The following is a 14,913-nucleotide window of genomic DNA, read 5'->3' on the forward strand; positions in this document are numbered from 1 at the left end:
GAGGTCAGGGTTTACCTGGTGAAGGTCAGCTGGTCGGCTTGGCCTTCAGGTTCACCTCGATGGTGTTGCCGGGACCGGCGGTCAGGTCGGTGAGCGCGCTGGTCACCGAGCCACAGCCCTGCAGCGGGGGCAGGGTGTAGGTGCCGGTGAGCAGACCGCCGACCGTCGGGTCGAAGCCCGGCTTGGACTGCAGCGGGACGTTGACCGGGGTCTTGGTCTGGCAGGTCGAGCCCGTGGTGATCGGGAAGCCGAGGAGGGTGAGCCTCGACAGCTTGACGGTCACGTTGGAGGTCGACTTGAGCACGCCGCCGGTGAGGGCGCCGGTGGTCTTGCCGACCGGGAGGAACTCGACCTTCGCGCTGACCGGGAAGATGCCCCAGATGCGGAAGTTGCCGTGGGTCGGGTTGAGCGCCAGGTCCGCCTCGAACGCGCCGGTCGCCGGGTTCACCGACGCCGCGACGCCGCCCGACAGCTTGACGGTCCCCGGGAGCTTCTTGAGGACGGTCTTGCCGCTGAGGTCGTACCCGTACTTGATGACGTCCGGGATCTCGCGCGCCTTGGTCTTGACGGTCAGCGGGGCGCTGGCCTCGGAGACGTTGCCCGCGGCGTCCTTGGCCACGACGGTGAAGGTGTACTCGGTGTCGGGGTTCAGGCCCGCCACCGTCGCCGCCGTGCCCGCGCCGCTGGCGACCGGAGCGGTGCCGCTGAACACCTGGTAGCCGGTGACGCCGACGTTGTCGGTCGCCGCGTCCCACACCAGCGAGACACTGCTGTCCGTGGTGCCGGTAGCCGTCAGGTTGGTGGGGGCGGTGGGCTTGACGATGTCCGCCTCCTTGTCGGTGCGGACCGTGAAGCCCGCGCTCGGGTCGGAGACGTTGCCCGCGGCGTCCTTCGCCTTGACGGTGAAGGTGTACTCGGTGTCGGCGGTGAGGCCGCTCACCGTGGCCGAGGTGCCGGTGACCGTGGCGACCGAGTTGGCGCCGTTGAACACCTCGTAGCCGGTGACGCCGGTGTCGTCGGACGACGCGTCCCAGGCCAGCGCGACGCTGGTCTCGGTCACGTCGGTCGAGCGGACGTTGCTCGGCGCGGTCGGGGCGGTGATGTCCGGCGTGGGCTCGGTGCGGGTGTTGGCCGCCGCGCTCGGGTCGGACTTGTTGCCCGCGGCGTCCTTGGCCACGACCGTGAAGCTGTAGTCGGTGCCGGGCTGGAGGCCGTCGACCGTGGCCTCGGTGCCCTCGACGCTCTTGGTCTGGCCGTTGCCGTAGAGCACGTCGTAGCCGGTGACGCCCACGTTGTCGGTCGAGGCGACCCACGCGAGGGAGACACTGGACTGGGTGACGCCGGTGACGCTCAGGCCCGTGGGAACGCTGGGCTTGACGGTGTCCGGGCCGAGCTTGGTCTTGACGGTCAGCGGGGCGCTGGCCTCGGAGACGTTGCCCGCGGCGTCCTTGGCGACGACGGTGAAGGTGTACTCGGTGTCCTCGGTGAGGCCCTCGATGGTCGTCGAGGTCTCGGTGACGGCCTTGGTCTGGCCGTTGCCGTAGCGGACCTCGTAGCCGGTGACGGCCACGTTGTCGGTGGACGCGTCCCAGGCCAGGCCGATGCTGGTGTCGGAGGCGCCGGTGGAGTTCAGGCCAGCGGGCGCCGAGGGGGCCTCGGTGTCCGGGGCTTCCAGGGTGGTGACGGCCAGCGGGGCGCTGGCGTCGGAGACGTTGCCCGCGGCGTCCTTGGCGACGACCGTGAAGCTGTACTCGGTCTTCGCGGTCAGGCCCTCGATGGTCGCCGAGGGCTCGGTGACGCTCTTGGTCTGGCCGTTGCCGTAGAGCACGTCGTAGCCGGTGACGCCCACGTTGTCGCTGGAGGCGTCCCAGGCCAGCGCGACGCTGGTCTGGGTGACGTTGGTCGAGTGCAGGTTGCCGGGCGTGGTCGGCTTGACGCCGTCAACGCCTGCCTTGGTCTTGCCGACGACCGCGGCGCTCGGGTCCGAGACGTTCCCGGCGGCGTCCTTGGCGACGACGGTGAAGGTGTACTCGGTGTCCTCGGTGAGGCCGTCGATGGTCGCCGAGGTGCCGGTGACCGCCTTGGTCTGGCCGTTGCCGTAGCGGACCTCGTAGCCGGTGACGCCGACGGCGTCGGTGGAGGGGGCCCACGAGAGCGCGATGCTGTTCTCGGTGGTCTCACCCACGGTCACCCCGGTCACCTGCGTGGGCGCCACGGTGTCCGCGGCCCCCTCGACGGTGAAGGTGTGCAGGACGTTGTTCTGGCCGTCGGTCGGGGTGCAGTCCGCGACGAAGGTGCCCAGGTCCGTGGGGGTGCCGTTGGCGCGCAGCGGGGTCATGGTCAGCACCAGGTCGTGCACCGACAGGGTCGCGGTGCCCGGCTTGGTGAACTGCAGCGCGGGGGCGGCGCCCTTCGCGTTGACGACCAGGTCGTTGCCCGTGGGAGGGATCGGCTGGTTCGGCACCGCGGTCGACACGCCGACGGCGAGGTGGCCCTGCGGGGCGCTCACCAGCGAGGTGGCCAGGGCGGTGCCCTGGATGGTCTCGGCGCCGACGAGCCGCAGGCCCTGGGTGGCGGTCGAGCCCGCGTTCGACACCGCGGTGATGTCGATCGCCGGGGTGAACTCGCCTGCCTTGACCTTGGTGGGCAGCGCGTTGGTGTTGATGTCCACCGTGACCGTCTGGTTGCCGATCAGCGGGAACGGGCAGGAGTAGACCTGCTTGAGCGGCGGGACGTTGCCCACGCCGACAGTGGCTTCCGGCGCCACGGACGGGCCGGTCACCTCGTAGGTCTGCAAGAGGGTGTCCTGGCCCGGGGCCGGGGTGCAGTCGGCGGTGAAGGTGCCCAGGTCGGTGGGGGTGCCGTCGGCCCGCAGCGGGGTCATCTCCAGCACCAGGTCGTCCACCGAGAGGGAGGCGGTGCCGGGCTCGTCGAACCGCAGCGCCGGGGCGGAGCCCACGGCGTTGAGGACGAGGTCGTTGCCGACCGCGGGGATGGGCTGGTTGGGAATCTCGGTCGGGACCTGGACGGTCAGCTCGCCCTGGCTGCCCGGCAGCTTCACGGTCGAGGTGGCCCGCGCCACGCCCTTGATGCTCTCGGCGCCGACGAGCCGCAGGCCCTGGGTGGCGGTGGAGCCCGCGTTCGACACAGCCGTGATCTCGATCTGGGGGGTGAACTTGCCCGTGGTGATCGTCGAAGGCTGGGTCGTCTTGATGTTCACGCTGACGTTCTGGTTACCGATCAGCGGGAGAGGACAGCTATAAGTCTGGGCCAGCTCGCCCTGGGCGGCGGAGCTGGTCCCCGAGCCGATCATGATGCCTGCGGCCACCATCGCCGCGGTGCCCAGAACGGCGACCCCGGTGGTCAGCCTTCTGGTTGGTCTTCTGGGTCTCAAGAGACTCTTCCTCCCTGACGATCACACACCCGGGCGCGACGAACACGGCTACGGCTCACTGGCCGCTTGCCCCAATTCGGCACCGCGCGGAAAGGTGTGTTACAAGCACGCTACGGAAGGCTAAATCAACCACTCGGCGAACCCGGGGACAAGAGTTTTCTTTGTATCGTTTTGGGCGACTTGAAAATTGTCATTCCAGGTCAACTTGGGCATGATCGATTGTCAGCGCCGCAATTCTGCCAACGGCGGTATAACGACTGGTCAGCGCGGTGTTGGTTGCTCCCCGGGGCGGCCGCCGCTACGCCGAACGGCGTAGGAGCGCAGCGCTGGGCGATTGACTCTTGTCACAGGAACCACATTTTTTCGGCCGCTGTTCTCATTTTCCGCGAAAGTGGGCCTTTGGTGCCGTGCCGATAGGGTGTCCGTACTGTTTCGCCGCGTCGCGGTCCGCGGGTCATTAATTAACGAGGCGGACGGAATGTTGGTTAATCGGCGTAGGGATCGTCGACCTCGGCGCCGATCTCCTCTTCCGGCACGACCGTCACCAACAGTGACCGGTCGGGCACGGTGAACGCCGCGCCGGTCACGTCCTGGAGCACCGCGGCGCGCCCGAACGGCGAGTCGAAGGGGCGTCCTCGACGTAGGCCATCCGGTAGCCGTCGCCGTCTTCCCGGTAGGTCCAGCCGAACGGACCCCGGTAGAACTCGCCGCTCGCCAGCGGATCTGGGGTGGCGAGTTCCGGCGTGCCTCCGGGAAGCCCGGCTAAGCCGCTGATCGCGTCCGACGGTGTCATGGGGACCGACGCTAACCCGATCGGGCGGTCTCGTCAGCCGCAGGCCGGTGGTGATCTACACCGCGTTTGGCGCGGCGGCGAAGGGGGCGTGGCCTGTGCTTTGCTGGCGGGTATGGGGCTGGTGTCGAGAGTGCGGGAGCGGCTGATCACCTCGCTGCGCGCGGCGGAGGTGCTGCCCAGTCCCAACATCTGGCACTGGCCCGACCTCTACGAGGCGGAGAACCGCGCGCAGGACGCCGACGGGGCCATCTGGCGGCTGCTGGCCGGGCTGGGCGACTGGACCGGCGACGTCCTCGACATCGGCTGCGGCGACGGGTTCCACCTGCCGCGCTTCGCCGAGCGGGCGGCCTCGGTGCTCGGCGTCGAGCCGCACCCGCCGCTGGTCGAGCGGGGGCAGGCCCGGGTCGCTGGGCTGGCGGGCGTCGCGGTGCGGCTCGGGTCGGCGCAGGCGCTGCCGGTGGCGGACGCCAGTTTCGACGTGGTGCACGCCCGCACCGCCTACTTCTTCGGCCCCGGCTGCGAGCCGGGGCTGCGCGAGGCCGACCGGGCGCTGCGCCCCGGCGGCACGCTGGTGATCGTCGACCTCGACGCCGCCCGGCCGCCGTACGGGCGCTGGATGCGGGCGGACCTGCCCGCCTACGACTCCGCCGAGGTGGACCGGTTCTTCGAGCTGAAGGGGTTCGACCGGCACCGGGTGTCCACCGTCTGGCGGTTCGAGGACCGGGCGACGCTTGAGGCGGTGCTGCGCATCGAGTTCTCCGCGCCGGTCGCCGCGCGGGCGATCGCCGATGTGCCCGGTCTGGAGTTCCCGGTCGGGTACCGGGTGCTGGTGCGGCGCAAGCCCGCCGGTCTGATCCTCGGCTGAGGCCGCTGGTCGACCGGCCGCGCCCGGGCCCTGGGCGCGGCCGGTCGACACTCAGTCATCGCTCGCGGTGTTCGCCTCGCCGAGCAGGGCGTACAGCGCGCGCCTCGCCTCATTGAGGATGTCCACCGCCCGCGCCTTCTGCTGCGGGCTGGCGGCCTGCGAGACGGTCATCGCCGCGCTCGCGAGCTGGCCCATGGCCGTGCGCAGGTCGACCTCGGTGGGGTCGACGTCGGCGGTGACCTGCTCCCACGGCGGCGCGCCGTCTTGCCGGGCCGCGGTGGCCGCGCCGTCCTCGGTCAGCTCGAACAGGCGCTTGCCGCCCTCGCCGTCGACGCCGCGGACGAGTCCCTCGTCGGCGAGCAGCTGCAGGGTGGGGTAGACCGAGCCGGGGCTCGGCTTCCAGAACCCGCCGCTGCGCGCGGCGATCTCCTGGATCATCTCGTAGCCGTGCATGGGGCGTTCGGTGAGCAGCGCGAGCAGGGCGGCGCGCACGTCGCCGCGGCGCTGCCTGCCACCGCCGCGGGGGCCGCCGTGGCCCCGGACTCCCCGGCCGGGCCCGTGCCCGTGCCTGCCGAAGCCGAATGGCGGCACCTGCGGGAAGGGTGGGGTCATGGGGTCCTCCGGGTGGAACTCGCGCGGGTGGAACTCGAGGTCGTGGCCCGCGAAGCCGGGCCTGCCGTGGTGCTGTCGGTCGTGTCGGCGCCAAGGTCCGCGCCGGTGCTCAGGTGAGACACGCATTCTTCACTCCTAGGTGTTCGGTGTCGCAAGCGGACGCTCGCGATAGCTCAACGATATATCGGAACGTATCGCGATGCAACAGCGATAGTCGGGCAATGTTCATAGTCGGAACCGACCGTGGGCGCTGCGGTGGAGCGGGCGGGAGCACCCACGCGGGCATGGGAGAATGGAGCGGCCATGACCTCACTCCCGCTCGTCTTCGACGCCCCCCGCCGCGGCCTGCCGCCCCGGCACCTCGCCGACCTCACCGCCGAGCAGCGCCGGGCCGCGGTGACCGAGTTGGGGGAGAAGGCGTTCCGGGCGAACCAGCTCTCCACCCACTACTTCGGCAGGCTCACCGCCGACCGGGCCGCGATGACCGACATCCCGGCCGCCAGCCGCGACCGCCTCGCAGACGAGCTGCTGCCCCCACTGCTGTCGGTGGTCCGGCACGTCGCCTGCGACGACGGCTCCACCCGCAAGACCCTCTGGAAGGCGCACGACGGCACGCTCCTGGAGAGCGTCCTCATGCGCTACCCGGACCGGGTGACGCTGTGCGTGTCCAGCCAGGCGGGCTGCGGCATGGCCTGCCCGTTCTGCGCGACCGGCCAGGGCGGCCTGCAGCGGAACCTGTCCACCGCCGAGATCGTCGACCAAGTCCGCAGCGCCGCCGCCGACCTGCGCGACGGCGCGCTGGGCGAGCCCGGCAGGCTGTCCAACATCGTCTTCATGGGCATGGGCGAGCCGCTGGCGAACTACCGCAGGGTCATCGACGCCGTCCACCGCATCTGCGACCCGGCCCCCGACGGTCTGGGCATATCCCAGCGCTCGGTCACCGTCTCGACGGTCGGCCTGGTCCCCGCGATCCACAAGATGGCCGAAGAGGGCCTGAGCGTCCGCCTGGCCGTCTCCCTGCACACCCCCGACGACGAGCTGCGCGACACCCTGGTCCCGGTCAACACCCGCTGGAAGGTCGCCGAGGTCCTGGCAGCGGCCCGCGCCTACGCCGACAAGACCGGCAGGCGCGTCTCGATCGAATACGCCCTGATCCGCGACGTCAACGACCACCCTTGGCGCGCGGACCTGCTGGGCAAGCTGCTGCGCAAACACCTGGGCCAGCTGGCGCACGTGAACGTGATCCCACTGAACCCCACCCCGGGCAGCAAGTGGGACGCCAGCCCCAAACCAGTCGAACGCGAATTCGTGCGCCGCGTCAACGCCCAGGGCGTCTCCTGCACAGTGCGCGACACCCGAGGCCAGGAGATCGCGGCGGCCTGCGGCCAGCTAGCCGCTGAGGGCTGACCGGAGCACCTGCCAGGCGGCACCAGCGCTCGCCCAGTGCTCGATGGGAGCGGAGCGGCAAACCCGCCCCCCACAGACCGCACCGGCCCTGCCAGGTGCTCGATGGGTGGAGTGGTTTCTTCGGGGGTGAAGGGAAGATCCCTGAACTTGCCGTGGTCGTGGGGCCGAAGGCTCCCCACCCGTCTTTCCCCGCGACGGGATCTTCCTTCGTAGGGGCCCCGAAGAAGCCACTCCACCCCATCGAGCCAGCCAACACAGCCAAGGCCCGGCCAAGCGGGATCAAGCGCCTACTTGCGCCAAGCGGTGCGGTTCTTGTGGATCTTCCAGCCCACGCCGAGCAGCAGCCCCGCGCCGACGCCGATGAGCCACAGGTCCTCGGTGGCCCCGGTGTGGTTGCCGATCAGCATGGCGAACATGGCGAGCCCGACCAGCACACCGGCGATCAGGGTGCCCTTGGGGAAGGAGCCGTGCCAGCCCCACTCGGCCGACGGCTCGTCCTGCGGGTTCACGGCTCCTGGCGCGGTGGCCTTCCGCTTCTCGAGCTCGGTGCTCGCCACGTGTCCTCCTGGGGCGTTCGGTCGGGGCGGTCAATAGTTTCACATCCCGCTCATGCCGAGGGCGCCGTGGTGTCCACGGCGCCCTCGGTGTGACAGGTCTCGCTTGTCAGACTCGGGCCCTGCCGCGCCCGGTGACCGCCCGGTAGATGGCGAGCAAGATGATCGAGCCGAGAATGGCCAGCAGCCAGGTCCGCAGGTCGAAGAAGTTGCCCAGTCCGCCACCGAAAATCGCATTGCCGATGAAGCCGCCGAGAATGGCGCCGACAATGCCGATCAAGATGGTCACGATGACGCCGCCCGGGTCGTTACCAGGCATGATGGCCTTGGCGATGAGTCCGGCGACCAAACCGAGAACGATCCAGCCGATAATGCCCATCGAAGCTCCTTCCTCATGACCCCCGCCTCTCTCGTGGGGGTCTTTCGCGCTGCTGAGGACATTCCCTGGACGGCCCTGTTTCACTCCTGCGCGCGGGAACTTTTTCCGGGTTGGGCCGAACAGCCGAGCCTGGCACCCCTGCGGCTGCCGGGCTGGTCACGGCGTCGGGGACAATGGCGGTGATGACTGACTTCACAGCACACGGCGACAGCCGTCGGCGCTCACTGCTGGTGCTCGGCTCCACCGGGTCCGTGGGGACCCAGGCCCTCGACGTGGTCGCCGCGAATCCCGACCGGTTCACTGTCGCGGGTCTGGCCGCTGGCGGCGCGGACCCGGCCCTGCTCGCCGAGCAGGCCCTGCGCTTCGGCGTGTCCGCCGTCGCCGTGACCAGGGCGACCGCTGCCGAAGACCTCCAACTCGCGCTCTACGCCGCCGCCCAGCGGGCGGGCTACCCGCAGGGGCGGTTCCGGCTGCCCAGGGTGTTCGCCGGGCCGGACGCGGTCACCGACCTGATCGAGGCGGTCCCGGCCGACGTCGTGCTCAACTCCGTCACCGGTTCGCGGGGGCTGGTCCCGACGCTCACGGCGCTCAAGGTCGGGGCCACGCTGGCGCTGGCCAACAAGGAGTCCCTCATCGCGGGCGGCTCCCTGGTGCTGGCCGCGGCCAAGCCGGGGCAGCTGGTGCCGGTCGACTCGGAGCACTCCGCGATGGCGCAGGCGCTGCGCGGCGGCCGGGGCGACGAGGTCGACCGGCTGGTCCTGACCGCGTCGGGCGGCCCGTTCCGCGGCAAGGTCCGCGCCGAATTGGCCGAGGTCACCGCCAAGGACGCGCTCGCGCACCCCACCTGGGCGATGGGGCCGGTCATCACGGTCAACTCGGCGACGCTGGTCAACAAGGCGCTGGAGCTGATCGAGGCGCGGCTGCTGTTCGACGTGCCCTACGACCGCATCGACGTGGTGGTGCACCCGCAGTCGATCGTGCACTCCATGGTCACCTTCACCGACGGCTCGACGCTGGCCCAGGCGAGCCCGCCGGACATGCGGCTGCCCATCGCGCTCGCCCTGGCCTGGCCGGAGCGGGTGCCCGGCGCGGCCCGCCCGTGCGACTGGAGCACCGCGACCCAGTGGACGTTCGAGCCGCTGGACGAGGACACGTTCCCTGCGGTGCGGCTGGCCCGCGCGGCGGGGGAGACCGGCGGCTGCCTGCCCGCGGTGCTCAACGCGGCGAACGAGGAGGCGGTCGCCGCGTTCCTGCGAGGCGACACCACCTTCACAGCCATTGTGGACACTATTGGGCGGGTACTCGACGACGCAGGCGCCTGGCACGGCGAGCCGCGGGACGTCGAGGAAGTGCTCGCCGCCGAGCACTGGGCCCGAGTTCGAGCGCGAGAACTCCTCGCGGTGACAACTGGCTCGCGGGACTCCGCCGGGCCGGGAAGGAACTGACCGTGGTCGTTTGGCTCCTGTACCTCGTGCTCTTCGCGCTGGGCATCTGCGTGTCCGTCGCACTGCACGAGGCGGGGCACATGCTGACCGCGAAGGCGTTCGGCATGAAGGTCCGGCGGTACTTCATCGGCTTCGGCCCGACCCTGTTCTCCTTCCGCAGGGGGGAGACCGAGTACGGGCTCAAGGCGATTCCCGCGGGCGGGTTCTGCGACATCGCGGGCATGACCGCGCTGGACCCGGTGACCCCGGACGAGGCGCCGCGGGCGATGTGGCGGCACGCGGTGTGGAAGCGCGTGGTGGTGCTCTCGGCAGGCTCCATCACCCACTTCATCCTCGGCTTCGTCATCCTCTACCTGATGGCCGTCACCCTCGGCCTGCCGAACTACACAGACCGCCCGCTGGTCGGCGGCACCGACTGCGCCGCGGCCAGCCAGGACCCCAAGTCCTTCAAGCTCACCCCGTGCTCCCCGAACGACCCCTCGCCCGCCGCCGCCGCGGGGATCACCGCGGGCGACGAGATCGTGGCCGTCAACGGGCAGCCGGTGGCGACCTGGACCGAACTGGTCACCAAAGTCCGCGACCTGCGCGGCGAGAACACCTTCGTCGTCCAGCGCGGCGACGAGCGGCGCACGGTCACCGTCGACGTGGCCCAGGTGCGGCGCGCCGCCGTCGGGTCCGTGCCCGACCGCGACGACAACAAGGTCGTGGAGGTCGGCGCGGTCGGGATCGCCCCCGGCGGCATGGTGCAGTTCGGCGCGCTGTCCGCGGTCGGCGGCACGGTCTCCTTCACCGGCGAGATGTTCGCCAAGACCTGGGAAGGGCTCATGCGCTTCCCGGAGAAGATCCCGGCGGTGGTGCGCGCTATCGGCGGCGCGGAAAACGACCCCGAGCGGCCGGTCAGCGTCGTCGGCGCCAGCGTCATCGGCGCGGACGCGGCCGAGCAGGGCCTGTGGGAGATCTTCGTGCTCATGCTGGCCGCGCTGAACTTCTTCGTCGGCGTGTTCAACCTGCTGCCGCTGCTCCCGCTCGACGGCGGCCACATCGCCATCACGCTGTACGAGAAGGTCCGCGACGCCCTGCGCAAGGTCCGCGGGAAGGCGCCGGGCGGCCCGGTGGACTACAACAAACTGGCGGGCGTCACCATGGTGCTCGTCGTCCTCGGCGGCGCGGTCGTGCTGCTCACCGTGACGGCGGACATCGTGAACCCCATTCGAATTAGCCGTTGATTTCCTGAGAGGTTTGAGTAGATGCCCGACGTGATGCTCGGCATGCCGACGCTGCCGCCGCCGGTGCTCGGTGAGCGCCGTAAGACGAGGCAGTTGCGGGTGGGGTCGGTGGGCGTGGGCAGCGAGCACCCGATCTCGGTGCAGTCGATGACCACGACGGTGACCGCGGATGTGAATGCGACGTTGCAGCAGATCGCGGAGTTGACCGCAGCGGGCTGCGACATCGTGCGGGTGGCGTGCCCGTCGCAGGACGACGCGGAGGCGTTGGCCGCGATCGCGGCGAAGTCGCAGATTCCGGTGATCGCCGACATCCACTTCCAACCGAAGTACGTGTTCGCCGCGATCGAGGCCGGGTGCGCGGCGGTGCGGGTGAACCCGGGCAACATCCGCAAGTTCGACGACCAGGTCAAGCAGATCGCCCACGCCGCCCGCGACCGGGGGACGCCGATCCGGATCGGGGTCAACGCCGGTTCGCTGGACCCCAGGCTGCTGGCGAAGTACGGCAAGGCGACCCCGGAGGCGCTGGCCGAGTCGGCCATGTGGGAGGCGTCGCTGTTCGCCGAGCACGACTTCCACGACATCAAGATCAGCGTCAAGCACAACGACCCGGTGGTCATGGTCCGCGCCTACGAACTGCTCGCCGAGCAGTGCGACTACCCCCTGCACCTCGGAGTGACCGAGGCCGGGCCCGCGTTCCAGGGCACCATCAAGTCCGCGGTCGCGTTCGGGGCGCTGCTGCGCCAAGGCATCGGCGACACCATCCGCGTGTCGCTCTCGGCCCCGCCGGTGGAGGAGGTCAAGGTCGGCGCGCAGATCCTCCAGTCGCTCAACCTGCGCCCCCGCAAACTGGAGATCGTCTCCTGCCCGTCCTGCGGCCGCGCCCAAGTCGACGTCTACACCCTCGCCGAACAGGTCACGGCCGGACTGGAAGGCATGGAGGTCCCGCTGCGGGTCGCGGTCATGGGCTGCGTCGTCAACGGCCCCGGCGAAGCCCGCGAAGCCGACCTCGGTGTGGCCTCGGGCAATGGCAAGGGCCAGATCTTCGTCAAGGGCAAGGTCATCAAGACCGTTCCCGAACACCAGATTGTCGAAACCCTCATCGAGGAAGCCCTCCGCATCGCCGAGGACATGGAGGTTCCCGACGACGGCGCGGCCACGGCCCCGATCGTCACGGTGAGTTGACGCCATGTACCTGTCGCGGGTGACGTTGCAGAACATTCGTGGCTTCAACGGCGCCCGCGACGTGGACCTCGTGCTGACTCGGCCCGACCAGTCACACGCCGGGTGGACGGTCATCGCGGGGCGCAACGGCTCGGGGAAGACCTCGCTGCTGCGCGCGATCGCCCTGGCCGTCAGCGGTCCGGGGGTCGCGCGTAGCCTCGTGGCTGATTTCGACACCTGGATCGCCTCCGGTCACCGCCAGGCGATTGCTTCCGTGAGAGTCGCCTTCGACTCCACGCACGATCGGTTTGCCAGCAAGGGGTTCCCGCCGAGCAAGGGGGAGTTCAGTGCCGCGCTCGCCTGGCATATCCCCGACGACACGGGCGATATCGTTCGCCGCAATGTTCAGCCTTCCATCACCGCGCACGGCTCTACTCGAAGCCAGAATCTGGCCGCGCGCGGCCCATGGCAGGACAACCTGGCTGGGTGGTTCTGTGCGGCCTACGGCCCATTCCGCCGGTTGGTCGGCGGAGCCGGTGACGCCCAGCGGCTGATGTCGAGCCCTGGTCCAGTCGCGCGCCTGGTCTGCCTGTTCCACGAGGACGCTTCCCTGGCGGAGGGCGTTGCCTGGCTCATCGAGCAGCACCTGCGGTCGCTGGAGCGGCGCCCAGGGGCTGAGGAACTCAAATCCGTCGCGCTCTCCATCCTGTCGGACGGATTGCTGCCGGACAACTACCACATCGAAGGCGTCGATTCGGACGGATTGTGGGTCCGCAATGGCGCGAACCGCTTTCCGCTGCGGGAGATGAGTGACGGGTACCGAACTGTCGCGGCCCTCGTGGTCGATCTGCTCAAGCAGATAAACGACGCCTTCGGTTCCATTCCGGTGGACGAACGCGACGGTATTGTGGCTGTCACTGTGCCCGGTGTCGTGATTATCGATGAAGTAGACGCCCATCTGCATGTGTCGTGGCAGAAGCGCATCGGTGGCTGGCTTAAGACGCATTTTCCGAACATTCAGTTCATCGTGACCACGCACAGCCCCTATATCTGTCAAGCGGCGGACCCAGGTGGACTTATTCGGCTCCCTGGGCCGGACCAGCAGGAACCGCCGGTGGTGGTGCCGCAGGACCTGTATGATCGGATCGTGTTCGGCAGCGGCGACGACGCGGTGCTCTCGGACCTCTTCGGGCTCGACACTCCGTACTCGGAGAAGGCGCAGTCGCTGCGGCGGGAGTTGGTCGAACTCGAAGTCGCGGTGATCGGGGACATGGCGGACGCGGCTCAGGAACGCCGTTACGAGCAGTTGCGGGAACTCCTGACCAGTTCACCGGTGGCCAGGCTGGGTGAGATCACCGCGCGCCTCGACCGCGGCGGGGCAAACAGCGAGTGATCTCGATTACCAGACTGGAACTGGCTCCCAGTGTCGCGAATCGCCTGACCGAACGCACCACCAAGATCGTTGCGGCACCCCGGGCCCGGGGCGGCGCGGGCGGTTTGGCGTGCCAACCCGGCGGTGCGGACATCGCTTCACGATACGTTGGCGAGGATGGCACCGGGGCGGCAGTACTGCATGTATTGCGGCGATAATCTGGGCACCGATATCGATCATTTCGACCCGATGTCCCGCAGTCCACGGCGGACCTTCGACTGGTTGAATCACTTGTTGGCCTGTTCCGCCTGTAACAGCCACCATAAACGGGATCGTTTTCCGGTGGACTCCGAGGGGAATCCGCTGCTGATCGATCCGACTGCTGAAGATCCCTTCGATCACTTGCTGCTCGCGCTGTCGGTTGGCGAGTACCAGCCGCTCAGCGACAAGGGACGTGTGACCATCGAGGTGTTCGGCTTGAACAGGCCACTGCTCGCCCGAGGCAGGCAGCAGGCCCGGCGGGTCGTGAGTCGGAGCTTGCGTGAGCTGTGGCGCGCTCTTGGCCGAGGTGACGAGAAGGCCGTGGAAGAAGCGCTGCTCTGCATTCGCGAGCAGCCGCTCGCTGACGTGTGTCAGGCGATGGTGCGGCTGGCGTCGACCAAGCGGGCGCAGATCGTCTTCGGTCAGGATGAGGACCTGGTGGGGCCGTTGCGGAACCCGGAGATGCGCGGCCTGCTGACTACTTGGCGCTAGGCCTAACGGGCAAGCTCGGTTTTCCGAGCGGGTTGTGATCTGGCACGCTAGGGGCGTGTTGCGGCTTGCAGGAGCGCGGCTGCTCGACGAACGGGACGGTCAGGCGGTGCGCGCCGTGCTCACCGCCGATCCCGTGGCGTCCTGCATGGTGGCGTCGAGGATCGAGTCCGTCGGGTTGGACCCGTGGCGGCTGGGCGGCGAGGTGTGGGGTTGCGACATCCGGGGCCTGCGCACCGTCGGCAGGCTCGACGCGCTCTGCTTCGCGGGGCCGAACCTGATTCCTCTCCGTGGCAAGAGGTCCGCGTTGCGCGCGTTCGCCGACCGGGCGTTGCGCCGCAGGCGGATGTGCTCGTCCATGGTCGGCCCCGCCGAGCAGGTGCTGGGGTTGTGGGCTGAGCTGGAGACCGACTGGGGCCCGGCCCGTGAGGTGCGCGACGACCAGCCGCTGATGGCGGTCTCGACCGCGCCGCTGGTCACCCCGGACTCGCTGGTGCGGCCGGTGCGGCCGGACGAGCTTGACCGCTACCTGCCCGCCGCGGTGAACATGTTCATCGAGGAGGTCGGCATCGATCCCCGGCTGGGCGACGGCGGCGCGAGCTACCGCGCCCGGGTGGCCGAGCTGATCGCGGCGGGACGCGCGTTCGCCCGGTTCGAGGGCGGCGATGTGGTGTTCAAGGCCGAGATCGGCGCGATGTCGAGCACGGTCGGCCAGATCCAGGGGGTGTGGGTGCACCCGGACCGGCGCGGGCACGGCCTGGGCGCCGCGGGCACGGCGGCGGTGGTGCAGCGGCTGGTGACGTCCATGGGCCGCACCGCGAGCCTGTACGTCAACGGCTACAACGCTCCCGCTCGGGCCGCGTACGAGCGGGTCGGGTTCACCCAGGTCGGGCAGTACGCGACTGTGCTGTTCTGATCGGATTCCGCCCCCGGCCGCCCGTCTGCGGGCATACTG

At 69.6% G+C, this 14,913-nt stretch carries 13 protein-coding genes; 8 read left to right on the forward strand and 5 right to left on the reverse strand.

Going from position 1 to position 14,913, the window contains the following annotated elements; all coding sequences use genetic code 11:
- Positions 1 to 25 precede the first annotated feature (25 nt).
- Together BLS56_RS09425 and BLS56_RS09430 are read right to left on the reverse strand one after the other, a co-directional pair.
- Positions 26 to 3,394, reverse strand: coding sequence for a fibronectin type III domain-containing protein (locus tag BLS56_RS09425; RefSeq protein ID WP_228771501.1), 3,369 nt, complete (start codon positions 3,392 to 3,394; stop codon positions 26 to 28).
- 583 nt (positions 3,395 to 3,977) lie between these two features.
- Positions 3,978 to 4,187 carry a VOC family protein gene (locus BLS56_RS09430; protein WP_091449578.1) on the reverse strand — a complete coding sequence of 70 codons (210 nt, stop codon included), beginning with the start codon at positions 4,185 to 4,187 and terminating at the stop codon, positions 3,978 to 3,980.
- A 112-nt stretch (positions 4,188 to 4,299) separates the two neighbouring features.
- Here BLS56_RS09430 and BLS56_RS09435 point away from each other — a divergent pair, with 112 nt between their 5' ends.
- Positions 4,300 to 5,052, forward strand: a complete 753-nt coding sequence (locus tag BLS56_RS09435) for a class I SAM-dependent methyltransferase (protein ID WP_091449579.1) — start codon at positions 4,300 to 4,302, stop codon at positions 5,050 to 5,052.
- 51 nt (positions 5,053 to 5,103) lie between these two features.
- Here the strand turns inward: BLS56_RS09435 and BLS56_RS09440 are convergent, their stop codons facing one another.
- Entirely contained in the window at positions 5,104 to 5,790 is a 687-nt protein-coding gene (locus BLS56_RS09440; protein ID WP_091449580.1) for a PadR family transcriptional regulator, read from the reverse strand.
- 177 nt (positions 5,791 to 5,967) lie between these two features.
- On the opposite strand from BLS56_RS09440, the gene rlmN reads away from it, so the two are divergent.
- Positions 5,968 to 7,071 carry a 23S rRNA (adenine(2503)-C(2))-methyltransferase RlmN gene (gene rlmN, locus BLS56_RS09445; RefSeq protein WP_091449581.1) on the forward strand — a complete coding sequence of 368 codons (1,104 nt, stop codon included), beginning with the start codon at positions 5,968 to 5,970 and terminating at the stop codon, positions 7,069 to 7,071.
- 287 nt (positions 7,072 to 7,358) lie between these two features.
- On the opposite strand, the gene BLS56_RS09450 is transcribed toward rlmN, so the two are convergent.
- The gene (locus tag BLS56_RS09450) at positions 7,359 to 7,628 is read right to left on the reverse strand and encodes a DUF2631 domain-containing protein (RefSeq protein WP_091449582.1); all 270 of its coding nucleotides are present in this window, start codon (positions 7,626 to 7,628) and stop codon (positions 7,359 to 7,361) included.
- 106 nt (positions 7,629 to 7,734) lie between these two features.
- Positions 7,735 to 8,004, reverse strand: a complete 270-nt coding sequence (locus BLS56_RS09455) for a GlsB/YeaQ/YmgE family stress response membrane protein (protein WP_091449583.1) — start codon at positions 8,002 to 8,004, stop codon at positions 7,735 to 7,737.
- Between the two features lie 182 nt (positions 8,005 to 8,186).
- On the opposite strand from BLS56_RS09455, the gene dxr reads away from it, so the two are divergent.
- The 6 genes from dxr to BLS56_RS09485 all read left to right on the forward strand — a co-directional run bounded on the left by dxr (position 8,187) and on the right by BLS56_RS09485 (position 14,874).
- On the forward strand, positions 8,187 to 9,449 hold the full coding sequence (gene dxr, locus BLS56_RS09460; protein ID WP_091449688.1) for a 1-deoxy-D-xylulose-5-phosphate reductoisomerase: 1,263 nt from the start codon (positions 8,187 to 8,189) through the stop codon (positions 9,447 to 9,449).
- Between the two features lie 2 nt (positions 9,450 to 9,451).
- Positions 9,452 to 10,675, forward strand: coding sequence for a M50 family metallopeptidase (locus tag BLS56_RS09465; protein WP_091449584.1), 1,224 nt, complete (start codon positions 9,452 to 9,454; stop codon positions 10,673 to 10,675).
- A gap of 21 nt (positions 10,676 to 10,696) precedes the next feature.
- Positions 10,697 to 11,857, forward strand: coding sequence for a flavodoxin-dependent (E)-4-hydroxy-3-methylbut-2-enyl-diphosphate synthase (gene ispG, locus BLS56_RS09470; RefSeq protein WP_091449585.1), 1,161 nt, complete (start codon positions 10,697 to 10,699; stop codon positions 11,855 to 11,857).
- Positions 11,858 to 11,876: 19 nt separating this feature from the next.
- Positions 11,877 to 13,229 (forward strand): AAA family ATPase, encoded by a 1,353-nt coding sequence (locus tag BLS56_RS09475; RefSeq protein ID WP_228771502.1) that lies wholly within the window; start codon positions 11,877 to 11,879, stop codon positions 13,227 to 13,229.
- 156 nt (positions 13,230 to 13,385) lie between these two features.
- Positions 13,386 to 13,961 (forward strand): HNH endonuclease, encoded by a 576-nt coding sequence (locus BLS56_RS09480; RefSeq protein WP_175482743.1) that lies wholly within the window; start codon positions 13,386 to 13,388, stop codon positions 13,959 to 13,961.
- A 55-nt stretch (positions 13,962 to 14,016) separates the two neighbouring features.
- Positions 14,017 to 14,874, forward strand: coding sequence for a GNAT family N-acetyltransferase (locus BLS56_RS09485; RefSeq protein ID WP_175482744.1), 858 nt, complete (start codon positions 14,017 to 14,019; stop codon positions 14,872 to 14,874).
- Positions 14,875 to 14,913: the final 39 nt, after the last annotated feature.

Origin of the sequence: Actinokineospora iranica (assembly GCF_900101685.1) — a bacterium.
In the GTDB taxonomy this organism is placed as follows: domain Bacteria; phylum Actinomycetota; class Actinomycetes; order Mycobacteriales; family Pseudonocardiaceae; genus Actinokineospora; species Actinokineospora iranica.